The organism is Pseudomonas frederiksbergensis (assembly GCF_003732705.1).
Taxonomy (GTDB): domain Bacteria; phylum Pseudomonadota; class Gammaproteobacteria; order Pseudomonadales; family Pseudomonadaceae; genus Aquipseudomonas; species Aquipseudomonas frederiksbergensis_F.
This window is the reverse complement of the sequence record NZ_MOBR01000023.1, coordinates 22,546-46,495: the sequence shown is the minus strand read 5'-3', so window position 1 is coordinate 46,495 and position 23,950 is coordinate 22,546. Positions and strand designations below refer to the sequence as shown.

Genomic DNA, 23,950 nt, shown 5'->3' with positions numbered 1-23,950 from the left:
TAACCCACCGATCCTTATCATGGCGGCGTATTTCAACAACAGGACCTCGATATGCAACCCACTAGCCCAGAAAGGGAAAGCGACGATTACACTGCACAGTTTGTTCTTTGCTTGCTACTGGTGCTGGGTATTGCCATTGGCATGGGTATCTACATCTACAAACTGAATGCGTGGATCGACAAGAAAAAAGCCTATTTGATACCCCAATCATCTGAGTGTGGCAAAGGGCAAGGCGTCTTCATCATCGACCCAGGCGGTACACGCCATAGTTGCTATTTTGTTGAAGAAGTTGAAGATGATTAGCGCATAAAAACTCATGTTCTACGTATTCAAACTGATGAAATACCCCGTCGGCACCCTCACACGGCCCCTTATACGGAACTACTCGATCCATCTCGATCAGGAGCAACTCCTTGCGGGCCTGCTTATGTTTTCCGGCGTACTCGACGTCGGTAATAGTCATATGTTTCATGGCGTGGCTCGGCAGTGGGGTTCAGGGTATTTTGCTAAATTGTGGGCAAAGATTATCGAGTCTGGCGGCAGCAAGACGGCCTGTGTTCGGTCTGAAGATGATGCCCGTACTTGTTAAGCGCGCAGAACTCCTCAAACAGGGTATCCGTCCGGCCAAGTCACCTACACAACCTCGTAAAGCCAAGACATGGTGTGCACTTAATTTAAGTTGGCACCAGTTCTAGCCTTTTAAACGGGTTGTTTTATGCTGCCAAAAAGCCATTTTTATTCCAGACCCTTCAAATCCCAGGTCATAACTAGAGCTGCCAGGAAGGAATTCACCATGTTGTTTTTTACGTTATTGATATCTAAGCGTCGCAAATTCCGTAGCTTTGTCAAGATTGATCAAGAAGGCATTTGTACGACCGTTATGCGATGCCGCGAATCACCAGGCGATTCATGGGTGGAAGTCGATGACTTTTGCCTTGGCTGGCTGGGCAAGCCATTCTCTAGTAGAGACAGTCTAATGCCAGCAGTAAACGTCCGCCCAACACACCTTAGGTGATTAAACGAACGAGCTTATGCCAAACCCAGCTATGCCCGACTAAATTCATCAATACTGTTTTTTGAAACTTTGATTTAGGGTTCTTGAAAAAAACGCCTGAGAACCGATGTTTTAGTACGGATTTTATTGAAATTGACCGCGACGAATTGAGCGAGTCGAGCAAAGCGATCAAGGCGCTCATGGCTGGCTATTGATCGAAAAACTCAACGTGTCACCGGTGGTATATCGTGCCGATTTCGCCAAGCGTAATAATCTAATTTGGATGAAAATTGAGGTGGCGTAGCAGCGTGAGCGCACAGGCAGTTTCGAATAAGGGGGAGAGGAATTCGAGCATGGTCACGGTGTTGCTGGGCGAACCGACCGGCGAGCCGGACAAGGTCTTTTGCTGGGGGGCAGGTCAATCACGTGTATGGGAATGGCGCTGGGGACGATGCCGACAAAATGCAGGCGCCCGTTGCCACGCAAGCTGCCGAGCATGGCTGTCCAGTCAAGGTTGGCGTTGGCGGTGACCAGTAAATTGGGTGAGTTCGCAATGGTCGCTCATGGGAAAACCTCTTACTTATTAGCAAACGAGGTTTTCCGCGAAGCCAGGAACGTATAGCGGGTCAGATAAATCTGGCTAACCGGCCTGTTCAGCAAACCACTGCATGATCGCCCCGCACGCCGGATGGCTCGCCGCCGACGGTTGCGGGCACAGCGAATAAATCCCTCGGGTCTTCAGCGGCTGGCCAAACGGAACCACCAGTACCCCGCGATCCAGCGACTCCTGCGCCAGGGTCAGATCCGTCATCGCCACGCCCAAACCCCGTGCCGCCGCATCCAGCGCCAGCTCATCGAGGTTGAAGGGGATGTGCCGGTAATCCTCCAGCGACTTGCCGCCATTGGCCGCCAGCCAGTCGATCCACGCTTGCTTGTCCGCCGAACGATGCAGCAGCGCGAAGCGTACGAGATCGTCCATCGACGTCAATGGGCCGAGGCCCGGTGCGCACACCGGCACCAGCGCTTCTTCGAACAGGGTCAGGCTGGCTGGATCCTTCGAGGGCTCCGGCAGATAGAGGATGTAGGCGTCGCTGTCGCTGGCCGGTTCGACGATCTCCGTCGCCACGGTTTCTATCGACAGGGAAACCTCCGGGTAGCGCAGGTAGAAGTCGCTCAGTTTCGGCAACAACCAGCGAACTGCCAGGGACACGTGCATGCGGATGCGGAAGGGGCGCTTTTGCGGGGAGAGGCGATCTTCAAGGGTTTTCAGTTGCTCCAGGATATGGCGCGCACTGGCCAGGACCTGCTCGCCCTCCGCGGTCAATTGCAGGCTGCGGCTGCTCCTGACGAACAGCGACACGCCGAAGTGACTCTCCAATTGCTGGATTTTGCGGCTGACGGCGCTTTGGGTCAGGCAGAGCTTTTGCGCCGCTTGCGTGAAGCTGCCCGAATCAGCGACCTCAACCAACGCTTGAAGGCCTTGGAAAGAAGGAACGTGGCGAATTTTATCCATGCGTTTTCAGAATGGCCTGATGATTTTATAACGTTGGTTGTATCACTACAGACCTTATAGATTCCAGCTCTGGCTGCTGTCATCTGACACGGCTCATGCGATTACTGCATGTAGCGTCAGGGGCGGCTTGCCGAACGACAGTCAATGAGGTGATGCATGGAAAACGTATGTGGCTGGATTGCGCAGGCGGGAAACGCCCCGGTCCGTGATCGCCTGAGCGGTACGGAAAAAGCCGATTGGCTGGTCATTGGCGCCGGGATTACGGGGCTGTGCGCCGCGCATTCACTCGCCGAAATGCATCCTCAGGCGCGCATCGTGATTGTCGACCGGCAGCGCGCGGCGCAGGGTGCTTCGGCGCGTAATTCCGGGTTCGTCGTGGCCCATGAACATCCAGCCACGGATGAACTGTCGGGGCATCGGGGCTTCGCCGGTTATGAAGTGGACACCTCGATCTCCCGCGCTGCCAGCGAGGAAGTCCGCCAGCGAATTGCCCGTCACGGCATCGAGTGCGACTTTCGGGATGCCGGCTATTTCTTCGCCGTCAGCGATCCCGCCAAGTTGACCCACGTCGAGGCCAAGCTGCAAACGCTGCACGCCGTGGGGGCTTCGGCGCAGTTTCTGGAAGGCGAACAGCTCAAGCGAAAACTCGGAACCGCGCATTACCAGGCGGCGATCTGGTGTGGCAACGGCAACGCCTTGCTGCAACCGGCCAAATATGTGAAGGGCTTGCTGGAAGCCTTGCCGCCCACCGTAAGCCTCTACGAAAACACCGATATCACCGGCCTTCAGCGTCTGGATAAAGGGCGGATTCGTGCCCAAGGTGTCGACGGCAGCATTGAGGCCAAGCACGTGCTGGTGTGCCTGAACGCCTTCATCCCACGCTCGGGAATCGTCGACAGCGGCACGTTCCCGATGGAACTCAGCGCCAGTCTGACACGGCCGTTGACCGTCGATGAGTTTCAAGCGATGGGCAGCGTTGAGCCCTGGGGCGTGCTGTCCACCCGGCCACTCGGGGCCACGGTGCGACTGACTCCGGATCGTCGCGTGATGATCCGCAATACCGCCGAATACCGCGCTCAGGATTTATCCAACAGCGATCTGCTGTCCCGCAGAAAACATCACGCGCTGGGTTTGCAGCGTCGGTTCCCGTGGCTGAGCGAGCAAGACATTCGATTCACCTGGAGCGGTCATTTGAGCGCCTCGCGCTCCGGGCAACCGTATTTCGCCAAGGTCGAAGAGGGCGTGTTTGCCGTGGCCGGCTGCAACGGTTCGGGCGTGGCGCGCGGCACCCTTTGGGGGCGACTGCTGGCCGAACTGGCCTCGGGCGCCGACTCGCCGATATTGGCGTCGGTCATGCAACGAGCCCAGCCCGGCTGGCTGCCGCCCAAGCCTTTGCTCGATATCGGTGCCATGCTGCGCATGCGTGTGGAGGCGGTCAGGGCCAGAACAGAAATCTAGAAACCGGGCATCACAAACAACAAAAATTCTTCAAAAATCAGGTGATCGAACATGCGCGTTAATCCTGTTTCCCTGGCGGTCTTGCTCACAACGTTTTCGGCGGTCACGTACGCCGACGAACAGGTCAACATTTCCAACTGGAGCGGCTATATCGCCGAGGACACCTTGCCCAGTTTCACCAAAGCCACCGGGATCAAGGCGACCTACGACATCCACGACAGTAACGAAGTGCTGGAATCGAAGTTGATGACCGGCAATACCGGGTATGACGTGGTCAGTCCGTCGAACCATTTCATGTCGCGGTTGATCAAGGCCGGGGCGATCCAGAAACTGGACAAGAGCCAACTGCCCAACTGGAAAAACCTCGACCCGGCGCTGATGAAAAAACTCGAGGTCAATGACCCCGGCAACCAGTACGGCTATCCGTATATGTGGGGCACGGCGGGGATCGGCTACAACGTCGAGAAGATCAAAGCGATCTTTGGCAACACCGATGTCACCCACTCCTGGAGCCTGTTTTTTGACGAGAACAACATCAAGAAGTTGAGCCAGTGTGGCGTGGCGATTATCGATAACCCGACGCAGATCCTGCCGATCACCCTCAACTACCTGGGCCTGCCGCACCACAGCCACGAGGCGGCGGATTACGCCAAGGCCGAGCAAGCGCTACTGAAGATCCGGCCCTACGTGCAGTACTTCCACACCTCCAAGTACGTCAGCGACCTGGCCAACGGCAACATCTGCGCGGTGATCGGTTTCAACGGCGACATCGTGCAGGCCGCCGCCAGTGCCAAGGAAGCCAAAAACGGTATCGACATCGCCTATTCGATCCCGAACGAAGGTTCGACCCTGTGGATGGACATGGTGGTCATGCCCAAGAGCGCGCCCCACGAGAAGAACGGCTACACCTACATGAACTACTTGCTTGAGCCCAAGGTGATTGCCAACATCAGCAGCAGTGTCCATTACGCCAACGCCAACCTGGCGGCGGACGCCGATGTGGCGCCGGAGGTGAAGCAGGACCCGGCGATTTACCCGCCCAAAACAGTGTTGGACCGATTGTTCACCGTCGAAGACCTGCCGCCCGCCATCGCACGGCTGACAACCCGCCTGTGGAACAAACTGAAGACCAACACCTAGAACCGCTTTCGCGAGCAAGCCCGCTCCCACAGGGAATCATCGTCGAGCACGTAATTTGTGTTCACAGCAAATCCCCTGTTGGAGCCGGGCTTGCCCGCGAAGGCGTCGTGTCAGCCGCTATCAATGTTGAATGTGAAACCGCTTTCGCGAGCAAGCCCGCTCCCACAGGGGATCATCGTCGAGCACGTAATTTGTGTTCACAGCAAATCCCCTGTTGGAGCCGGGCTTGCTCGCGAAGAGGTCCTTCCATCCAACATCAAACCCGTTAAATAAATGCGTCCCCTTTTTTTAAAGCGGAACGACCAACGACAGCCAAGTGTTCCAGCCTTCGGCGCGATTCTCGGCGTCAAACTCGTAGTAACCCTTGAGGTTGGCATACCAGAGTTCTTTGCCGACCTTGAAGAAGTGCCCGGCCTGGGGCCCGACGGCGCTGACTTTGGATTTGAAATCGCCCTGGGTCGCGCCACTGCCGCTGTCCCCCGTGACCTGATGGTAAACGTAGCCGACCACACCCAGGTGGGTCTGGCTGGTGATGAAGTGCGAGGCGCTCAGGTCCAGGTGGGCGTCGATGCCGTTTTGATAATCGATATCGGTGTTTTCCCAGTTGTAGGTCATGCCTGCCACGGCGGAAAACTCGTTGGTCTTGTCGAAGTAGGTGTAGCCGCCGCCCGCGTCCATCGAGGCATGGCCAAGCCCGGTATTGACCAGGCGATCCGGGTCGTAGGCGCCGACGGGCAGGTTGCCCATGCTGTACGCCATGAAATTGTGCACCCCATGGTTCCATTTCAACGTGCCGAGCAAATAAACGTCGCTCGCGCCCTTGAGGCTGTCGTCCGTGCCCCCGGAGAAAGCCCGCCCGCGCGGGCCGGTCAACGTGGCATCGACACTGGCCTCGGATCGACCCACCGCAGCGACCACCGACACCGCTGCTTGAGCGCCCAACAGCGGTTCGGCGAAGGTGTAAGTGGGGCTGGCAAACAGCAAATCAGCTTTCGCATCCAGCCCCACGGTGGTGCGGCCGCCCCGTGGAAAGGGTTTGCTCCCACCTTCACTGGCACTGACGTGGTAATAAACCAGCGGCAGACTCCAGCCCGGCTCGGTCGGCGCCGCCGCCAATGCACCGAACTGGCCGGGAAGCCAAAAACTGATACCGCCGTCATCGGCCTGCGCAGTGATAGCCGGCAACAAAGCCATCAACCCCATCAGTCTTTTTGTTTTTGTCATCACGGCCTCCGTTTCACCCAAGTGACGTCAAGGTGCCTAGGGTGCAATCACAATTCGTTTGGTCAGCATATGTGTGCAGCCGCCATTGTCCGGGTCGTAGGGCATGTTGCAGTTGATGGCGATGAGGAAGTCGGTGACGTCGGTATCGAGGCCGGCATGGAACTTCTTGAGGTCCATCGTCCTTAATTCGGAGCTGTCGTGCGGGTCCTTGTAATAAACAAGTTTGTCGTCAGCGCCGCAGACGACAATCGCGTGGGAGCCGTCGGGCTTGAACTCCGTTACCGAAATAATGCGGTCACCGCCAGGAACCACCTCACCGGTGTCGGTCTTGACCGCCGCGACCACGGAACCGCCGGTGTAAAACGGGCCCCAGCGCTCCAGCAAAGGTTCAACGTCTTCCGGTTTCAAATACTGTTCGCGGTTTATCTTGCAAAAGTACCCACCGCCAATAAACGACTGCAAGATTTCGAGCCGGCCCATATCGGCGAGCGCTTGTTTCTTCAGCAGCTCAATGGCCGCGTCAATTCGGGGCAGGCGTTCGTCGGCCTTGGCCTTTTCGAGTGTCGCGAGTTGCTCTTTTTGCGCCTTCGACAGGTTGGGTTTTGCCTTTAAACGGGTGATCGCCGCTTGATAAGCCAGCATCTTGGCCTGATTCGCCTGCAGGCCGGCAGTCGACAGGGCATTGCTGGTCTCACCGGTCTCGGTAAAGCTGCGTCGCAATTCGTGCAGGGTTTTCATCTGCTCGTAGATCGACTCTGCCGACACGTCTGCCTTATCGTACAGACCGTGGAACTTGAGCAGCATCTTCGCCGCGTAATACCAGCACGTTGGGCCTCTTTGCCCGAATTTGTAATGGGTTCCGATTCGCGGCACATCGTAAATTAAGGCCATTACGCTGCTCCCTGCGGCTTGATTTGAAAACTTAGCGTAGCAGCGCAACAGGCTTGCGGCATTGTCTGCGCCACCCCGGTTTCAAGGACTTATCCCTCGGTGTCTCAAGTAAGGCAATTTGCTGGCCCCCAACCCCTCGCGTAATCGCCAGAATCGCCGCACTTTCAGATGGTTAGGTGGAATTCAATTGCGCAATCTAGTGATCTCGTTTGCCCTGGCGAGCATTGCCATCCCGGTGGAAGCCAAAGAGCTGATGCCCAACGATCGGTATATGTGCAGTTGGGGGGCGGGGACGGCGGCCAGGGCTCAGGAATTGAAGCTGCAAGGTGTTTCGCTGTATGCCGCACGCCAGAAGATCCAGGGTTACAAGTTCAACAAGGCATGGATGCGCATGATGGCCATGGGCATTACCGAGCAAACCTATGACAGCCAATCGCGGTTCAAGCCGGAAGCGATCCGCAAGAGCTTTTATGAGGACTGCGTGCGCTACAAATTGGCCCGCAAATGAGGAGGCGACCACTTGGCTGAACCCAAGCTGTCGAGCTTCGATGTTTCATTGGTTTCAGGTGCGAGCGCGGCTTAGGCTGATGGCTTCGGGTTGTGCGTGGCCATGCTTGCAGCCAAAGGGAACGGAACAATGAAATCGAATCTCTTCAAAGTCGTGTTGATCGCCGGTGCTTTGCTCCTGAGCGCTTGTTCCGGTTCCGGTGTGACCACCAGCAGCTGTTTTTCAGATGGCTGCCAGCAGTTTGATGGCCGCCCCACGAACAAGCTGAACTTCGGCGGCAGCGCTATCGGCAACAACTTCAATGAGTACAGCTCGGGTTTGCTGCACGATTAAATTGAAGGCTTCGGTATCGACGCGGGTCGTGATGAAATAGCTGCTCGTTTTTTCGAGAGCCGCTACATGATCCGCGCCAGCGTACTGACCTTCGCTTTATTGCTCACCACAGGATTGCTCGGTACCGAGGTAAACGCGGCCGGCGATGCCGAGGCGGGCGGCAAACTGTTCAGCCGAACCTGCGGCGGCTGCCATCAAGTCGGCGAATCGGCGCGCCCGGGCTTTGGTCCCGAACTCAATGGCGTGATCGGCCGCACCGCCGGCAGCACAACGGGCTATCAGTACTCCGAGGCGATGAAATCATCCGGTGTGGTCTGGACCCGCGAAACCCTGGCCAAGTACATCGAAGACCCAAAAAGCGTGGTGGCGGGCACCCGCATGATCTTCTGGGGAATCAGCGATCCGGAAAAGATCGAAAACCTGTTGGCTTACCTTCAGACCTTTCCGTAGCGCCGCCAAAACTGTAGGAGCGAGGCTTGCCCGCGAAGCGCTATACCATTCAACCTCTACGGTGGATGTTACATAGCTTTCGCGGGCAAGCCTCGCTCCTACAATTGGTTTGCGCTGCGGCTATGTCAGCGAAACCGCAACGGGATCGCTTCCGCAAACGGATAAAACTGAAAATACGGCTTGGCTTCATCAATGACCCGCTGCACCGACGGTCGCTGTATCAACCTTTCAAAGTAGGCGCTCAAGTGTCCGCAGTCGCCGGGAAACGGCAGCAGTGTGCTGGCATAGAACAACGCCGGGACCGCCGCGCAGTCGGCCATGCTGAATGCCTCGCTGGCCACCCAGATCCGCGAAGCCATTCGCCGCTCCAGCATGTAATACGCCGTCGTCAGCAGGGCGTGTTCTTTGGTCAAATCGCCATGGGCCGAAAACAAGCGATCCGCCACGATTCGCTGCATCGGCCCCTGAACGTAGAGATCGAAAAAACGATCCCACAAACGCACCTCCAGCGCCGCCTCCCAATCCTCGGGAACCAAGGGCTGCGGACCCGGATAAAACCGGTCCAGGTATTCGATGATGATCGTGGACTCCGGCACGTCCCGTTGGCGAGCGTGATCGTGGACGACCGGAAATTTGCCAATCGGCCAGCGTGCCTGAAGCTCGGCCCTGTCGGCCTCGCTCGCCAGATCAACAAGCCTCTTTTCAAATTCAACGTCGTTTTCGTACAGCGCAACCAGCACTTTGTGGCAGTACGACGAGAGCGGATGGTAGTAAAGAGTCAGCGGCATTTTTCAGTCCCTCGGTGAACGTGTGCAGCCCACGACTTTGCATTATCGGTCGAGGTTCAGGGATGCGCGAGGCGACCCTACCCAGCGGTCGCGGCGCCTGGAGAAAAATCGTCCGTCAGCAATACTCAAGGGTCGGCAATCACCCTGAGGCGACACCATGAAAAAGGCAATGGACGCAGAGGAGGGCGCTAGCGCCTCTTCGCAGATCGACGCAAAAATCCACGAACTGAGCGATTGGCGGGGCGAGACCCTGGCGCAGATCCGGGCCCTCATTCACACGGCCGACCCCGACGTTGTCGAGGAAGTGAAGTGGCGCGGCGTGCCGGTGTGGTCCCACGGCGGCATCCTCTGCACCGGCGAAACCTACAAGGCCGTGGTGAAAATGACCTTCGCCAAGGGTGCCTCGCTGGAGGACCCTTCAGGCCTGTTCAACTCCAGCCTCGAAGGCAATACCCGGCGGGCCATTGATATTCACCAGGGCGAGAAGATTGATGAGGCCGCGTTGAAGGCGCTGATTCGCGCGGCGGTGGTGCTGAACACCTCGAAGCCGGCTAAATGAACGCTCGCGTCACGGATCGTCAGGGGTATTCCAAAGGGCACACGAGCCCATGGCAGGGTAGCTGGGGTTGCGAAAATTGCCGTCCACCGGACAACCGTGAAATTCAATGAATCTTCTGAATAGGGGTGAATCGTAAGAATTAGAGCGGCGCGAAGACTAATGCCCGTCAGTTAAGGCGCAGAACATGTGGGAGCGAGCTTGCTCGCGATAGCGGCGTAACAGTCAGCATCAATGTTGAACGTGATACCGCTATCGCGAGCAAGCTCGCTCCCACAAGGATTGCGGCATTCAAATTCTTGACTGATCGGCATTAGGCACTGAGCCGGGATTCTTTTGAGATGACTGCCAGGTAATCCTATGACACACCTTCAGACCCTTACCGGCACGCCAATAGGTAGCCCGGTAGCCACCGACAGCAATCAGGCCAAGACCGTTTATGACGCCTTGATGCAGCCGAGTGAAGCACTGCGCGATGTCGATGTTGTGGATTTTCTGCGCCAGGAATTGGCCCGCGCCGAGCACTCGGTGTGTGAAGTGCCGAGCAATCCGCAACATCTTGAGGACTGGATAGGCGAGGGTGTGGCGAACGTTGCCGAGCAATATTCGGCGTATCTGCAAGCGCGGCATGCCGGCGGCCCCCGGCGTTTTTTCACGGGGCGCAGCCACGCACTGTATTTCCTGCAGCATGTCGCGCCGACCAAGTTGGTGGACGGCGCCTGGCTCTACGGCCTGCTGCCGCATTGGTCGGATTATCGGTTTCATGGGTTGATTCGTACGTATCTGGAGGAGTTGGGCGACGGTGAATTGGCGCTCAATCATGTGGCGTTGTATAAAAAACTGATCGCCGATCTGGACTGCGACCCCGGCGATACGCTGGCGGATATCTATTACGAGCAGGGCGCGATCCAGTTGGCGCTGGCTCAGCATGGCGCGGCGTTTCTGCCGGAAGTCATCGGCTACAACCTGGGGTATGAACAGCTGCCGTTACACTTGCTGATCACCTCGTTCGAATTGAATGAGCTGGGCATCGACCCGTACTATTTTTCGCTGCATGTGACGATTGATAACGCCAGCACCGGGCATGCGCGTAAAGCGGCCCAGAGTGTGCTGTCGCTGATGCCGATGGGGGCCGAGCGCGATGAGTTTTATCGGCGTGTCGTGCAAGGCTACAAGCTGAATGAACTCGGCATTGGCTCAAAGGCGATCATCAAGTCCTTCGACCTGGATCAGGAAGTCGTGGCCATGCTCGAACGCAAGAGAATGTTCGGGCAGCACATGCATTCCGACTATTGCCGCTTGGAAGGCCGGACCATCAATGAGTGGTTGGCCGAGCCGAATCAGATCCCGGCATTCCTCGACGCCTTGTTGAACAAAGGCTGGATCAAACGCGATGAAGACCCGGTCAACAGTCGGTTCTGGAAGTTGATCGACGGTGCTGGCGCGCCGATGTTTGGCGTGTTCTCCGGTTACGAAAAGCAGTTGCTGTGGGACTGGATTGCCGGTGAGCGGATCGTGGAAGAAAGCGCCGCCAATGCCTTTCGATTTCAGTTCAGGAACAAGTCATCGGGACAACCGGATGTACAAGCTTCGATCGCGCAAACCGACCCAGACCTGCAAGGGCTACTCAGCGATCTCGAACACTGCGCGCCCAATGAGCAAATGACATTGCTTGGCGCGTTCATGTGCCCGGCCATGCATGCGACCCCGGCCGGGCTTTACGCCACGCGGGCGTTCGTCAAGGCGATGAGCGAGAACGTAAAGGGGCAATCGGTATGAGCGGGCAGTCCGCATTGCTGCAACTGGGCCAGTTGCTGCGCAACAGCGGTTACTCCTTCGTGACGCCAACGCCTGTCACTCATCAGTGTGTCAATGACAGGGCTGGCAATGCCATCGGCAGAACCCTGCGTGATGCGTTTGGTTGGAGCAGGTCATTCGAGCAGGGCCTGTTGCCACCGAGCGACGAGAACAAATTGATCGAAAGCGGCGTGTTGGAACGTGATCATGAGCGGCTCAAAAGTACGGTCAGATGGTCATCGCTGGATAACCTGCTGCTGGTTCATTCTGCCTTTCCGACCACCCAGGAAGATTCGGTGTTCTTTGGCCCCGATACCTATCGTTTTGTCCAAACCATAGAGCGGCATTTGCGCTCGACCCGTTGCGTCATCAAGCGCGCTGTCGACATCGGCTGTGGCACCGGCGCCGGCGCGATGCTCATTGCCCGGGCCAAACCCGAGGCTGAAGTCTTCGCGGTGGATATCAACCCCAAGGCGCTCGATTTCACCCGGATCAACGTCACACTGGCAGGCTTGGATAACGTGGTCTGCCACGCCAGCAATGTGCTCAATGAGACAGAAGGGCGCTTCGACTTGATCGTCGCCAATCCGCCTTACATGAAGGATTCCAGGCGGCGGGCTTATCGCCATGGCGGTGATGCGCTGGGCGCCGATCTGTCCGTGCGGATCGTTCACGAATCGCTTGAGCGTTTGTCCGAAGGCGGCTCGTTGCTGCTGTATACCGGTGTCGCCATCGTCGATGGCCAGGACCCGTTTCTTGCGTCAGTGAAAGAGACGCTGGACCGGGCACACCTGGAATGGCACTACCGGGAGCTCGATCCGGACGTCTTTGGCGAGGAGTTGCTGGAAGCCGGGTACGAACAGGTTGATCGCATCGCGGCCGTGGAACTGATCGTCACGCGACGTCTACCGGTGTAGTTCCTTTTTGCAGGATACCGTCATGAACTCATTCAAAAACATGCTGACTCCGGCTCAAGAACACCGCCTCTGTGCGCTGGACGCCTGGCATCGAGCGCTCGACAACTGCGCGCTGCGAATGGAATGTCCAGATGCCTATCATGAGGAGCTGCTGCGCCAGGCAGATGAAATGGATCGTCAAGGCATTGTGAATTGGGAGGAGTGGCGAGATTTGCGACGGAAGGCGGATCAGGCCTATTTGCGCGCGGTGGCGGGAGGGGATTACCACTCAGTGGCTAGCCGATAGGTTTTATGTCCTTTTGGCGCTATCTACTGGCTCGTTGGCGTTAGTCGGTCATTGGGCATCGGGATAGAGTGGTCGCAATGTTCCTCCCGGATGACCCGACTGATGACCCGCCCCCGTTTCCTGCCCGACAACTTCACCCTGACCCTGATCAGTGTGGTGATCCTCGCCAGTTTCCTGCCCGCCAGCGGTCAGGTCGCCGTGGGCTTTGGCTGGCTGACCAACATCGCGATTGCCCTGCTGTTTTTCCTGCATGGCGCCAAGCTGTCCCGCGAATCAATCATCGCCGGTGCCGGTCACTGGCGCCTGCATTTGCTGGTATTCAGCCTGACCTTCATCCTGTTTCCCCTCATCGGGCTGGCGCTCAAGCCATTGCTGTCGCCGCTGATCGGCAACGATTTGTACATGGGCATGCTCTACCTCTGCGCGCTGCCCGCCACGGTGCAGTCGGCGATTGCGTTCACCTCGCTGGCGCGTGGCAATGTCCCGGCGGCGATTTGCAGTGCGGCGGCGTCCAGCCTGTTCGGGATCTTTCTTACGCCGTTGCTGGTGACCTTGCTGCTGGATGTGCACGGCGATGGCGGCTCGACCATCGATGCAATCCTCAAGATCAGCGTGCAACTGTTGCTGCCGTTCGTGGCCGGACAGATCGCTCGGCGCTGGGTCGGCAACTGGGTCGCGCGCAACAAGACCTGGCTGAAATTCGTGGATCAGGGCTCGATCCTGTTGGTGGTCTACGGCGCGTTCAGCGAGGCGGTGATCGAAGGCATCTGGCACCAGATTCCGCTCTGGGAACTGGCCGGGTTGGTGGTGGTGTGCTGCATCGTCCTGGCGCTGGTGCTGCTGGCCTCCACGGTGCTGGGCAAAACCTTCGGCTTCAGTCAGGAAGACCGCATCACCATCCTCTTCTGCGGTTCGAAGAAAAGTTTGGCCACGGGTGTGCCGATGGCCCAGGTGCTGTTCGCCGGCAGCACGTTGGGGGTGTTGATTTTGCCGTTGATGTTGTTCCATCAGATTCAATTGATGGTGTGTGCGGTGTTGGCGCAGCGGTATGCCAATCGCACGGAAACGGTGGCTGAGATGATGGGGCAGGTCGATCCGTAAGGGCCTGTTGCTTTCAAACCTCAGATCAGGATAACTGTTGCCCTGTCCTGCCTTGAGGTGACTCGCGATGTTTGATCTGCCCTCTATCGTGACGTACGTAGCCGTCGTGATCGGTCTTTTCTTAATCCCCGGCCCCGCCGTGCTGTTAGTCATCACACGGACCCTTCAGGGTGGACGAAAAGTCGGGATTGCCACAGGGTTGGGTGTCGCATCCGGTGACCTGATCCACACGCTGAGCGCCGCGCTGGGTCTATCGGCCATCCTGATGACCTCGGCGCTCGCGTTTAACGTCGTGAAGACCGCAGGAGCCTGCTATCTGATCTACCTGGGCGTGCGCGCATTCCTTGCCAAATCCGGTGCCATTGCGCGAACTCAATTAGCGGATGTGACACCGCCCCAGGCTTTCTTTCAAGCGATCGGCGCAGAAGTACTGAACCCGAAAACCGCGATTTTCTTCCTGGCGTTCCTGCCTCAATTCATACACCCGGAGTCGGGCTCGTCCTTGATTCAATTTGCGGTGCTTGGGTTGATCTTTTCGGCGCTGAGCGCGGTGTATACCAGCGTCCTTTCTATCGCCATTCGACCGTTGAGTCGGTGGGTTAAAGGCCTTTCGAGGTTGCGTCGGTGGGAAGGGAAAATAATCGGGACGATGTTTGTCGGGCTTGGGGTGAAAGTGGCTTTTCAGCAGCGGTAGGGTGGGTTAGGGGCCTCGGCTATTGGCTGGTTGCTGTTGGTGGTGAGGCTGATAATCGACCCATATTCGTCGACTTCGATCATGCATCCGAGATGTCTCCAGCACTGATTGAGCTTGCTTTAAATAGTGGGCTGCGCCCTTCCTGTCAGATAGACAAACAAACCTTGCCGAAATGCTTGCCGGCTGCCTGGTGACGGAATGCGTCGGCAATCTCATCAAGTGCAAACGTACGGTCGATTACAGGCTTGATGCCGTTTGCGTCGATTGCGCGGATCATGTCTATCTGGTGCCTGCGGCTGCCAACGATCAGCCCCTGCAGTGTCTGCTGACGACGCATCAGTTCACCCGTCGGCACCTGCCCGGCAAGGCCGGTCAATACGCCGATCAGTGCGATGTGACCACCGATACGGCAAGCGCGGATCGACTGGCCAAGCGTGTCCGGGCCGCCCACTTCGATAATGTTGTCGACACCGTCACCCGGTGTTGTCGAAAAATCCGCGAGCGTCGGGCCACCGTCGAGCCAAGACGGAAAGAAGGTCGATACAACGGCATCGCCAATTGCGAACTCTGTTACGCCGTCGCCGATTGCTTCGACGATAACCGCGCCATCCGACATCGGAATGCGACCGTCGTCGGTGCGTAAGCGTCCAGTAACGACACCTAGGTCATGGGCGTTGAGTGAGCTCGCGTGGATACGCACGCGGATTTCTCCCGACGGGATCGGCAAGATTCGTGAGTATGAGGTTTGCCAGTCCGGCGGGCTGGCGCAAGGTTATGGCTTTCATGAAAACAACTGCTGATGGTCGATTGATGCACGCATGTCGAGCCCGCCGCGACAGCAGCAGTGGTCGTTCGCGCAGCCCCTTACTTGCTTTTGAACGCCGCACGCCGTTCTGCGCGTTCGGCTGCAAATTGATCGCTCATGGTTACTTCCAGATCTTTACGTTCAACCAGATCCCCGCATCCGGGACACACAGACCCCAAACCTACATCGTGGCCACATGCACGATGAACGAAACGCACGGCGATCTCCTCGCTCTTGTCCTTGGACCAGGTTTCGCCCCATCCCCTCAATGCATAGATGACTGGATAGAACGCGCTGCCTTTCTCGGTCAGACGATATTCATGGCGCAACGGCTTTTCGCTATACGGATGACGTTCGACCATCCCGTTCGCCTCCAGCGACTTCAGGCGTGCCGTCAGCATCTGCGGCGTCGCTTTCGTCTGAATCTGAATTTCTTCGAAGCGACTGGTGCCCATGAACAGCTCGCGAATGACCAACAGGGTCCATCGATCACCGACGATATCCAACGACCGCGCTACCGGACACACCGTATCGGGTGCTTCTGTTTGAAGTGTCACAACTTGTCTCCCAGATTGACTATTAATTTCATAGTAACACGATCCAAATCGGACATGCATGGGTCTGTACCCGTCTCTAATGACGACTGGGGCCAATCTGTCGCAAGCGACGAATTCATCGTGAAAACCACGTAATCATTGACTCTATGATTTTCATAGTGATAGATTTTGCTCACTGCATTCGATTTGTGAGGCACCACGGGCGTCCGACCAAAGCGGTCCGAGGTCGAATGCGAAACGCGACACTGTTCGCAACTATCTTCTGACTGGAGAACGAAATGACTAATCCCGTATATCGCGCGGAACGTACTGGTCTGCTGCTGGTTGATCCGTATAACGACTTTCTCTCGGACGGCGGCAAGCTGTTCCCGATGCTCAAGGAAGTCGCTGATGACGTCCGTTTGTTGGAGAACCTGCGCAACACCGTTGCAACCGCCCGTGCGAGCGATATCCAGGTGTTCTACGTGCCGCATCGTCGCTGGCAGCCGGGCGATTACGACAACTGGGATCATCCGAATCCGACCCAGCGTCTCGTGCAGCAACGCCACACCTTTGCCAAGGGCACGTGGGGCGGTGAATGGCACCCCGATTTCGTTCCGCAGGACGGCGACATCATCGTTCAGGAACACTGGGGCCAAAGCGGCTTTGCCAACACCGATCTCGACTTCCAGTTGAAGCAGCAAGGCATCACGCACGTGATCGTCATCGGTCTGCTTGCCAATACCTGCATTGAGTCAACGAGCCGTTTTGCGATGGAGCTGGGCTACCACGTCACGCTGGTGCGCGACGCAACGGCCGCGTTCAAGAAGGAAATGATGCATGCCGCACATGAACTGAACGGCCCCACCTTCGCCCACGAAATCCTGACGACAGCCGATCTCATCGCTGCCCTCAACACTGGCGCCGCCGCCTGACTCTTGAAGAGAACCGCTATGAAACTCACTGGCAACCTGCTTATCGGCGCCCAGGAAGTGTCCGCAACCGCCGGCACGATGAAAGCGCTGAACCCTGCAACCAACACCGAGATTGAACCGTCGTTCGCGTTCGGTGGCGTCGCGCAAGTCGATCGCGCCGCTCAACTCGCCGACGACGCTTTCGACAGCTACAACAATACGAGTCTCGCCGAACGTGCCGACTTCCTGGAGCGCATCGCTGACGGCCTTGATGCGATCGCGTCTGAACTGGCGCAACGCATCTCACTTGAAAGCGGCCTACCGGTTGCACAACTCGAAGGTGAAGCGGCGAAATCTGCGATTCAGTTTCGCCAGTTCGCGACGGTCGTTCGTCAAGGGCGCTTTCGACAGGCGACCATCGATCCCGCTCAACCCGACCGTCAACCGCGCGCACGGATGGATCATCGCTTGCAGAAGATTGCGCTGGGTCCGGTTGGAATATTCGGCGCGAGTAACTTTCCGATCTCCTATTCGGTGGCAGGCGGTGATACAGCGTCGGCGCTGGCGGCTGGCTGCCCGGTCATTCTGAAGGCGCACAACGCTCATCCTGGCGGATCGGAAATGATGGGGCGCGTGATCCAGAAGGCTGTCAAAGACGCTGGTCTGCATGAGGGCGTGTTCTCGCTCGTTCGCGGTGGCGGCAATGAAATCGGCGAGGCGCTGGTTGATCATCCGCTCATCAAGGGGGTGACCTTCACAGGGTCGGAAGTTGGCGGTATGGCGCTTTTTCGGCGCGCGCAGCTGCGTCCTGATCCGATTCCCGTTTTCACCGAAATGACCAGCGTCAATCCGACATTCGTGCTGCCATCGGCGCTCGCCGCACGCGGTGGTGTGATCGGCGACGGGTTCGCTGAACGTATGCTGGTCACCGTCGGCCAGGCGTGCTTGAAGCCTGCGATTCTGCTGGCTATCGATGGCCCCGGCTATGTCGAACTGAAGAACGCAATGATTGCCCGCGTCGAAGACATGCAAGCGCGCACCATGCTGACGCCCGGCATCAATAACGCGTACCGCAAGAATGTCGAGCGACAGGCCGAAGCAGGCGCCCAACGCATCGCGGCAGGGGGTGAATCGCAAGGCGCATGGGACGGGCAATCGGTGCTCTTCGAAGTCGACGGTGCGCGCATGCTTGATGATGCAACGCTGTCGGAGGAAGTGTTCGGTCCTGCTGCACTGCTGGTGCGCGTGAAGGATGTCGAGCAATTCATCGCGATCGCAAAGCAGTTCCGTGGGCAACTTTGCGCGACCATGCAGCTCGACCAATCCGATCACGCACTTGCCGCGCGCCTGTTGCCAATTCTTGAGCGTCGCACAGGTCGCATCGTCGTTAATGCGTTCGCACATCCGCAAGAAGTGTCATATGCGTCGATTCATGGCGGACCGTTTCCTGCGACGTCTGATAGCCGCTTCACTTCAGTCGGCATGAGCTCGATCGAACGCTTCCTGCGGCCTGTTTGCTATCAGGGATTTCCAGACGACCTGCTGCCCGAAGCGTTGAAGCATGACAACCCGCGCGATCTCTGGCGTGTCGTCGATGGGGAGTTGTCGAAAGCTTGATTCACGACCAGATAAAAACAAGCGCCCCGCGACTTGTGCACGTCGCAAGCTCGTGGGCTATTTGTGTAATGCAGGCTAGATGACCCGTGCTACGGAGTAGCTGCGCACTACAGGAAAACCACGGCGAGCAGGTAAGCGCATTGGATAACGGGCGTCTGTACTTCCTCGACCATGGCGGCAATTGTGTTCTTTCGGCGATGAGCGACGGCAGCCACATCGCCGCGATGTGAGCGCTTCCATGGGGTGTGGTCATGCTCAGAGACAAACTGCGGCACAGTATTGGCTAAAAGAGCGCTTCCGGTCTAACAGCGCACCGAATCGAACGTCCGCTGTTGGCCGATGGCTGCCCGACTCAGCGGTTCTTCAGCATCCCGCTAGGCCAAAGCGTCGCGCTTGGCGAAGATGCTTGCCATTTGCGCCGCGTTTTCGGTTCCCCAGGTGCACAGCGGCACGATCGCTTCAGCCAGGCTGCGGCCAAGCGGGGTCAGCGTGTAGTCCACTCGGGGTGGCACTTCCTTGTAGTCGGTCCGCGCCAGCACGTGATCGGCTTCCAGATCCTTCAATTGCTGGATCAGCACCTTGTCACTGACGCCCGGGATCAACCGCTTGAGTTCGCCATAGCGCTTCGGGCCGCCGCGCAGGAAAAACAAGACCAGCGGTTTCCACTTGCCCGAGATGATGCGCAACGTGGCGTTGAGCCCGCAACCGGTGTCACAGATTTCAGAAGTCGTCGTCATTTTTTGATACTTACCAAAAGGTGCATACTTGTCCTTAGGTTATCAGCGCTGCATCCTCGTCTCAAGCAAGCAATTTCCTGCTTGGGTACAACTCCAACGAAGGATGCACGACATGACCCGACTGAATGGAAAGACTGCTGTCATTACCGGTGGCGCTACCGGCATCGGCCGCGCCGCCGCAAAACGCTTCATCGAGGAGGGCGCTTTCGTCTTCATCTTCGGCCGCCGGCAGGAAGCGCTTGATGCCGCTGTAGCCGAACTCGGACCCAATGCCCGCGCGGTGAAGGGCTCGGTCTCCGATCTGGCCGACCTCGACCGACTCTACGCGGCGGTGAAGTCCGAGCGCGGAACCCTCGACATCGTTTTCGCCAATGCCGGGGCGGGAAGCCAGCTTGCGCTCGGCAAGATCACCGCCGAGCACATTGACGAAACCTTCGACACCAATGTGAAGGGGACGATCTTCACAGTCCAGAAGGCGCTGCCGCTGATGGGGCAGGGTGGTTCGATCATCCTGACCGGGTCGAGTGCCGGCACCACGGGCGCCCCGGGAATGAGCGCCTACAGCGCGAGCAAGGCGGCGGTGCGCAATCTTGCGCGGACCTGGGCGGAGGACTTGAAGGGCACTGGCATCCGGGTAAACGTGCTGTCGCCCGGGGCGACGGCGACCGAGCTCGCGAAGGAAGCACTGGGTGAGGAGGGCCAGAAAGTCTACGCCGCGATGACCCCGCTTCAGCGCATGGCCGATCCAGCAGAGATCGGGGCCGTGGCTGCCTTTCTCGCGTCGTCGGACAGCAGCTTCATGACCGCCAGCGAAGTCGCCGTTGACGGCGGTCTTGCGCAACTCTGACGCCCTACGCCCAGGCGCTCCATTCGATTATTCGGAGCGCCGTAGAACTCGGTAAACCTCTGGAGAATTTATGAGCTACGCAATTATCGGCTTCGGCAATATCGGCCAGGCCTTGGCCAAGTCGTTTGCCCGCAATGGCATCGAAGTATCCGTTGCAACCACCCACGACCCGCAAAGCTTTGCATCCGCCGCGGCCGCCATCGGCCCTCAGATCATTCCCACAAAACTGGCGGACGCGGTCAAAGCGGACATCATCTTTCTGGCTGTCCGTTTCGAGTCGCACCCGGAGGTCGCGAAGGTGCTGCCGACCTGGAAGGGAAAGACCATCATCGATGTGACCAATGCCTACGGCGTGTCCCCTGAGGACCTGGGAGGAGAGCCTTCTTCCAGGGTCGTTGCGCAGGCCTTCACGGGCGGACGACTGGTCAAGGGCTTCAACCATTTGGGCGCCGCCGTGCTTGGCCAGGATCCGGCTGTACAGGGTGGCAGGAGAGTCGTGTTCCTGGCGAGCGACGATGACGGCGCCGCAGCGGAGATTGGTGCGCTTGCAGAAAATCTCGGGTTCTCGCCGATCAAACTGGGTGGGCTTTCGGAAGGTGGATTGCTTGTGCAGGCACGCGGAAATAGCTGGGGTCAATTGATCTTCAAGGACTTGGTCAAGTTCGACTGATGGACGCGCAAGCACTGGCGCGGGGCGCAAGGTGTGTGCATCTGGTTTGCGCGCCGTGACAGGGCGTGTTTGCCGCCTTGTTCAGCCCCCGCTCTCAGGAAAGAGGCACCCGCCATCGCGCACCAGCGCCTTCACTTCCTCGCTCACCTGCATGGGGTTTTGACTTAATCGAGCAACAAACTCCTCGCGGCGCCGCACGTACGACTTCGAATCATGCTTCGCACTCCAGAGCACAATGCTGATCACGATTGGAATCAGATCCAGGCCCTTCTCGGTCAACGTGTAAAAGTCCTTGCGCTTGTCGTCGGGGTTGGGCGCCTTCGACAGAACGCCTTGCTCCTCAAGAAAGGCCAGTCGGGAAGCAAGAACATTGGTCGCGATTCCCTCTTCCGATTTCAGGAAATCGCCATACGTCTTCTTTCCAACAAAAATGATGTCGCGAATGATCAAGAGCGACCATCGGTCGCCGAAAATCTCCACGCCGTAGTTCACCGCGCAGTGGGATCGAAAGTCTTCTTTAAGAGTTGTCTTCATGGCTGGATCTTAGCATCGCTTGCATGTCGCAAGTAAAACTCAATAGATCACTTGCTTTTTACAAGTGAAAAGACCAGCATGGATCTTACGTTGAGTGAGTTCGTCGGATCGCACCAGCAGCCATGAAATGATCAACCCTATACCTGCAAGGAAACTGCGCATGAGCACTATCAGCATTATTGGCTCAGGTGACATGGCCGCTGCGAACGGCGGCCTAGGCCCGCTGTTTCTGGCTCGCATGTCTGCCTGCTGCCGCTAGGCCTCATCGCCCACTCCGTCAAGCACACCCACTTCTCAATCGGCGTCAGCCATCTCGGCTGAACGTTCCCGTATCACCATTTCTCGCATCACATCACGCATATGGAGTCTTAACATGCACGTTTTAGTCACTGGCGGAACCGGCCATATCGGTTCGTACATCATTCCCGAGCTCATCGCCGCTGGCCACGAGGTCACCGGCCTGGCCCGGTCCGACAAGTCCGCGGCTGCGCTGATCGCGCTCGGCGCCAAGGTGCGTCGCGGGGATATTTCCGAACTCGAGGGGCTCAAGGTTGCGGCGGCGGACGCCGACGGCGTTATTCATGTCGCGCACCGGCAAGACCTGCTGCCCACTGGCGGGATCGACGCCGTGGCCGCTGCGGAACTCCAGATCATGCTCGCGTACGGCGAGGCGCTGGCTGGAAGCGGCAAGCCGCTGGTCGTGTCGGGGAGCATCGGTGGGCCCGGGTGGGAAAAGCTGGGCCGACCAGCCACCGAGGAAGACCCGTCACTTCCCGGCGGCGATGCGTACAAGGGAACCTTGCGGGTTCGCAACATCGTCGAAACCACCGTGATCGGCCTCGCAGAGCGGGGCGTGCGGTCGTCGATCGTGCGGATTCCTACAATCGCGCACAGCACGACCGACGTCGCCTTTCTTCCATTGTTGATCGGGCTGGCGAAGGAAAAAGGCGTCATCGGTTACCCGGGAGAAGGCGCGAACCGGTGGCCGGCCGTACACGCCCGGGACCTCGCCATCTTGTTCCGCCTGGCGCTTGAGAAGGGTGAGGCTGGCAAATATTGGCACGGGGTCGAGAGTGAGGGCATCCGGTTCCGCGAGATCGCCGAGGCCATTGGCAGCCGTCTGGGCGTGCCGGCCGTGAGCATTCCAGCGGACGTACTGATGCTGCCGGGATACTTTGGATTCCTCGCGAATCTGGTCACCCTGGACCTCCCGGCGTCCAACCTAATCACCCGCCAGACCCTCGGCTGGAAGCCTGTTCAGCCCGGCCTGCTCGAGGACCTGGACAACGGCCATTACTTCCCTGCCGGCTGAGTTGAGCTGAGGAGGGCGCCGGGGCGCAACGGCCCCGGCGCACAGCAATGTCGCGATGCGTAATCCGTTCGGGTAACGATTCTGTCGACCCGGGGATGGCATGAGGAATGACGCACGCAGCTCGGCACACCCGGGATCTCAATCGTGGGATGCAGTCGAGACAACGAGCAAAACGCTAATTCACGAGGAACTGCACATGAGCACTATCAGCATCATCGGTTCAGGAGGCATGGCCGCGGCGATCGCCGGTCGTACCGCCAAAGCGGGATACACCGTCGAGGTGGTCAGCCGCGACCCCGCCAAGGCGCAGGCGCTGGCTGACAAGCTCGCGGCCGGAGCGACCACAGGGACGTACGGGGCCATTCCGGCCGGCGACATCGTCATCCTCGCCGTGCCGTATGCCGGTGCGGCGTCGGTGGTGGCCGATTACGGAGACGCGCTCGACGGCAAGGTGATCATCGACATCACCAACACGGCCTCTCCGGACCTCACGGGCCTCGTTTCTCCCGCCGGCAGTTCTGGTGCCCAGGAGATTGCCAGGATCGTTCCCGCCAGCGCGCATGTCGTGAAGGCATTCAACACCCTCTTCGGCCACGTACTTGCTAAGGGTGGGCGCCTCGACGCGTTCATTGCCGCCGACGATCCGCAGGCCAAGGCGCGCGTCTCGACGTTCATCGAGAGTCTCGGGCTGCGCCCGTTGGATGTCGGCGGCCTGCACATGGCCCAGACGCTCGAAGCCCTCGGCCTGATGATGATCGGCCTGGCGAAAAACGGCGCTGGCACTTGGGACATCGCCTTGAACGTCGATATCGGCTGAATCGCCGACACCCGTCAGGTCCATTGCGCGGCGATCAGCGAACAACCTTCAACCACCGCGCCGCCGCATCCGCCGTATCTTGCGGTGACGTATTAAACGCAATGGCGGCATCCGGCGCCGCTTTGTGCACTGCATTGATCAACGCTTCGAACAACAGCAAGCTTTTGGCGGGGATGCGCAGCCCGCCACCCATCACCACGCAGTCGTAGCGACTCGCGAGTAACTGGCGCTCCACATCTAGGGCAGCGCTGTTGTCGGGCCGTACCAACAGCAGGTCGGCGTTCCAGCCGCGATCAGTCATCTGCTGCATGCCGGAAGCGATGCCCGCATGTATTTTCGCCGCGTCAAAGCCCGGGGGGAGGGCAGGGTCGGAGAAGTCCACGGTCTCAGGCTCTTGCCCGATGAACAATACACGCGCCGAGTCTTTGGTTGCGTTCATTGGCTGGTACTCATTAGGTTTCGGGCTGACGCAATGGATCATAGCCCAGGCGTCACTCTCCGCCGGGCACCG

At 58.3% G+C, this 23,950-nt stretch carries 26 protein-coding genes and 3 pseudogenes; 18 read left to right on the top strand and 11 right to left on the bottom strand.

Annotation, left to right across the window (positions count from 1 at the left end; translation table 11 throughout):
• Nucleotides 1–51: 51 nt before the first annotated feature.
• Complete coding sequence (locus tag BK667_RS22750) at nucleotides 52–303, top strand: hypothetical protein (protein ID WP_123511641.1); 252 nt, start codon at nucleotides 52–54, stop codon at nucleotides 301–303.
• A 64-nt stretch (nucleotides 304–367) separates the two neighbouring features.
• On the opposite strand, the pseudogene BK667_RS22745 reads toward BK667_RS22750, so the two are convergent.
• The 3 genes and pseudogenes from BK667_RS22745 to BK667_RS22735 all read right to left on the bottom strand — a co-directional run.
• Nucleotides 368–472: pseudogene (locus BK667_RS22745) on the bottom strand (IS5/IS1182 family transposase); the annotation flags it as partial.
• 865 nt (nucleotides 473–1,337) lie between these two features.
• Nucleotides 1,338–1,531, bottom strand: a pseudogene (locus tag BK667_RS33635) (alcohol dehydrogenase); the annotation flags it as partial.
• Between the two features lie 103 nt (nucleotides 1,532–1,634).
• Nucleotides 1,635–2,507, bottom strand: a complete 873-nt coding sequence (locus BK667_RS22735) for a LysR substrate-binding domain-containing protein (protein ID WP_123598971.1) — start codon at nucleotides 2,505–2,507, stop codon at nucleotides 1,635–1,637.
• A 156-nt stretch (nucleotides 2,508–2,663) separates the two neighbouring features.
• On the opposite strand from BK667_RS22735, the gene BK667_RS22730 reads away from it, so the two are divergent.
• The gene (locus BK667_RS22730) at nucleotides 2,664–3,965 is read left to right on the top strand and encodes an NAD(P)/FAD-dependent oxidoreductase (protein WP_123598970.1); all 1,302 of its coding nucleotides are present in this window, start codon (nucleotides 2,664–2,666) and stop codon (nucleotides 3,963–3,965) included.
• A gap of 51 nt (nucleotides 3,966–4,016) precedes the next feature.
• The gene (locus BK667_RS22725) at nucleotides 4,017–5,105 is read left to right on the top strand and encodes a polyamine ABC transporter substrate-binding protein (RefSeq protein WP_123598969.1); all 1,089 of its coding nucleotides are present in this window, start codon (nucleotides 4,017–4,019) and stop codon (nucleotides 5,103–5,105) included.
• Nucleotides 5,106–5,393: 288 nt separating this feature from the next.
• Here BK667_RS22725 and BK667_RS22715 read toward each other — a convergent pair whose 3' ends face one another.
• Complete coding sequence (locus BK667_RS22715) at nucleotides 5,394–6,329, bottom strand: SphA family protein (RefSeq protein WP_123511649.1); 936 nt, start codon at nucleotides 6,327–6,329, stop codon at nucleotides 5,394–5,396.
• Between the two features lie 36 nt (nucleotides 6,330–6,365).
• Complete coding sequence (locus tag BK667_RS22710; protein WP_123511651.1) at nucleotides 6,366–7,220, bottom strand: hypothetical protein; 855 nt, start codon at nucleotides 7,218–7,220, stop codon at nucleotides 6,366–6,368.
• Nucleotides 7,221–7,401: 181 nt separating this feature from the next.
• Between BK667_RS22710 and BK667_RS22705 the strand changes: the two genes are divergently transcribed.
• From BK667_RS22705 to BK667_RS22695, 3 genes are all read left to right on the top strand, one after another.
• Nucleotides 7,402–7,728, top strand: coding sequence for a hypothetical protein (locus tag BK667_RS22705; protein ID WP_375538759.1), 327 nt, complete (start codon nucleotides 7,402–7,404; stop codon nucleotides 7,726–7,728).
• Nucleotides 7,729–7,857: 129 nt separating this feature from the next.
• Nucleotides 7,858–8,061 (top strand): hypothetical protein, encoded by a 204-nt coding sequence (locus BK667_RS22700; protein WP_123511656.1) that lies wholly within the window; start codon nucleotides 7,858–7,860, stop codon nucleotides 8,059–8,061.
• A gap of 66 nt (nucleotides 8,062–8,127) precedes the next feature.
• Complete coding sequence (locus BK667_RS22695) at nucleotides 8,128–8,511, top strand: c-type cytochrome (RefSeq protein WP_123511657.1); 384 nt, start codon at nucleotides 8,128–8,130, stop codon at nucleotides 8,509–8,511.
• 125 nt (nucleotides 8,512–8,636) lie between these two features.
• Here BK667_RS22695 and BK667_RS22690 read toward each other — a convergent pair whose 3' ends face one another.
• Complete coding sequence (locus BK667_RS22690) at nucleotides 8,637–9,299, bottom strand: glutathione S-transferase family protein (RefSeq protein WP_123598967.1); 663 nt, start codon at nucleotides 9,297–9,299, stop codon at nucleotides 8,637–8,639.
• 157 nt (nucleotides 9,300–9,456) lie between these two features.
• Between BK667_RS22690 and BK667_RS22685 the strand changes: the two genes are divergently transcribed.
• The 6 genes from BK667_RS22685 (at nucleotide 9,457) to BK667_RS22660 (ending at nucleotide 14,650) form a co-directional block, all read left to right on the top strand.
• Nucleotides 9,457–9,858, top strand: a complete 402-nt coding sequence (locus tag BK667_RS22685) for a DUF1801 domain-containing protein (RefSeq protein ID WP_123511661.1) — start codon at nucleotides 9,457–9,459, stop codon at nucleotides 9,856–9,858.
• 357 nt (nucleotides 9,859–10,215) lie between these two features.
• Complete coding sequence (locus BK667_RS22680) at nucleotides 10,216–11,634, top strand: iron-containing redox enzyme family protein (protein WP_123598966.1); 1,419 nt, start codon at nucleotides 10,216–10,218, stop codon at nucleotides 11,632–11,634.
• Nucleotides 11,631–12,569 (top strand): methyltransferase, encoded by a 939-nt coding sequence (locus BK667_RS22675; protein WP_123598965.1) that lies wholly within the window; start codon nucleotides 11,631–11,633, stop codon nucleotides 12,567–12,569. The genes BK667_RS22680 and BK667_RS22675 overlap by 4 nt, the downstream gene beginning before the upstream one ends.
• 22 nt (nucleotides 12,570–12,591) lie before the next feature.
• Nucleotides 12,592–12,855, top strand: coding sequence for a hypothetical protein (locus tag BK667_RS22670; protein ID WP_123511667.1), 264 nt, complete (start codon nucleotides 12,592–12,594; stop codon nucleotides 12,853–12,855).
• A 102-nt stretch (nucleotides 12,856–12,957) separates the two neighbouring features.
• On the top strand, nucleotides 12,958–13,956 hold the full coding sequence (locus BK667_RS22665; RefSeq protein ID WP_123599020.1) for a bile acid:sodium symporter family protein: 999 nt from the start codon (nucleotides 12,958–12,960) through the stop codon (nucleotides 13,954–13,956).
• 67 nt (nucleotides 13,957–14,023) lie between these two features.
• Entirely contained in the window at nucleotides 14,024–14,650 is a 627-nt protein-coding gene (locus BK667_RS22660) for a LysE family translocator (protein WP_123598964.1), read from the top strand.
• A gap of 145 nt (nucleotides 14,651–14,795) precedes the next feature.
• On the opposite strand, the pseudogene BK667_RS22655 reads toward BK667_RS22660, so the two are convergent.
• Nucleotides 14,796–15,435 (bottom strand): annotated as a pseudogene (locus BK667_RS22655) (zinc-dependent alcohol dehydrogenase family protein).
• 79 nt (nucleotides 15,436–15,514) lie between these two features.
• On the bottom strand, nucleotides 15,515–16,012 hold the full coding sequence (locus tag BK667_RS22650; RefSeq protein ID WP_259698151.1) for a winged helix-turn-helix transcriptional regulator: 498 nt from the start codon (nucleotides 16,010–16,012) through the stop codon (nucleotides 15,515–15,517).
• Between the two features lie 278 nt (nucleotides 16,013–16,290).
• On the opposite strand from BK667_RS22650, the gene BK667_RS22645 reads away from it, so the two are divergent.
• Both BK667_RS22645 and BK667_RS22640 read left to right on the top strand, forming a co-directional pair.
• Nucleotides 16,291–16,926 carry a cysteine hydrolase family protein gene (locus BK667_RS22645; RefSeq protein WP_123511683.1) on the top strand — a complete coding sequence of 212 codons (636 nt, stop codon included), beginning with the start codon at nucleotides 16,291–16,293 and terminating at the stop codon, nucleotides 16,924–16,926.
• Between the two features lie 18 nt (nucleotides 16,927–16,944).
• The gene (locus BK667_RS22640) at nucleotides 16,945–18,522 is read left to right on the top strand and encodes an aldehyde dehydrogenase (NADP(+)) (RefSeq protein ID WP_123598962.1); all 1,578 of its coding nucleotides are present in this window, start codon (nucleotides 16,945–16,947) and stop codon (nucleotides 18,520–18,522) included.
• 374 nt (nucleotides 18,523–18,896) lie between these two features.
• On the opposite strand, the gene BK667_RS22635 is transcribed toward BK667_RS22640, so the two are convergent.
• Nucleotides 18,897–19,259 (bottom strand): winged helix-turn-helix transcriptional regulator, encoded by a 363-nt coding sequence (locus BK667_RS22635; RefSeq protein ID WP_123511687.1) that lies wholly within the window; start codon nucleotides 19,257–19,259, stop codon nucleotides 18,897–18,899.
• A 112-nt stretch (nucleotides 19,260–19,371) separates the two neighbouring features.
• Between BK667_RS22635 and BK667_RS22630 the strand changes: the two genes are divergently transcribed.
• Together BK667_RS22630 and BK667_RS22625 are read left to right on the top strand one after the other, a co-directional pair.
• Nucleotides 19,372–20,106 carry an SDR family NAD(P)-dependent oxidoreductase gene (locus tag BK667_RS22630; protein WP_123598961.1) on the top strand — a complete coding sequence of 245 codons (735 nt, stop codon included), beginning with the start codon at nucleotides 19,372–19,374 and terminating at the stop codon, nucleotides 20,104–20,106.
• 70 nt (nucleotides 20,107–20,176) lie between these two features.
• Nucleotides 20,177–20,776: an NADPH-dependent F420 reductase gene (locus BK667_RS22625; RefSeq protein ID WP_123598960.1), complete on the top strand. Its 600-nt coding sequence runs from the start codon at nucleotides 20,177–20,179 to the stop codon at nucleotides 20,774–20,776.
• 81 nt (nucleotides 20,777–20,857) lie between these two features.
• On the opposite strand, the gene BK667_RS22620 is transcribed toward BK667_RS22625, so the two are convergent.
• A complete protein-coding gene (locus tag BK667_RS22620; protein WP_123511693.1) occupies nucleotides 20,858–21,310 on the bottom strand; it encodes a winged helix-turn-helix transcriptional regulator in 453 nt (150 codons plus the stop codon).
• A gap of 373 nt (nucleotides 21,311–21,683) precedes the next feature.
• Between BK667_RS22620 and BK667_RS22610 the strand changes: the two genes are divergently transcribed.
• Nucleotides 21,684–22,622 (top strand): SDR family oxidoreductase, encoded by a 939-nt coding sequence (locus tag BK667_RS22610; RefSeq protein WP_123598959.1) that lies wholly within the window; start codon nucleotides 21,684–21,686, stop codon nucleotides 22,620–22,622.
• 100 nt (nucleotides 22,623–22,722) lie between these two features.
• A complete protein-coding gene (locus BK667_RS22605; protein ID WP_259698150.1) occupies nucleotides 22,723–23,439 on the top strand; it encodes an NADPH-dependent F420 reductase in 717 nt (238 codons plus the stop codon).
• 34 nt (nucleotides 23,440–23,473) lie between these two features.
• On the opposite strand, the gene BK667_RS22600 is transcribed toward BK667_RS22605, so the two are convergent.
• On the bottom strand, nucleotides 23,474–23,878 hold the full coding sequence (locus BK667_RS22600; RefSeq protein WP_123598957.1) for a hypothetical protein: 405 nt from the start codon (nucleotides 23,876–23,878) through the stop codon (nucleotides 23,474–23,476).
• Nucleotides 23,879–23,950: the final 72 nt, after the last annotated feature.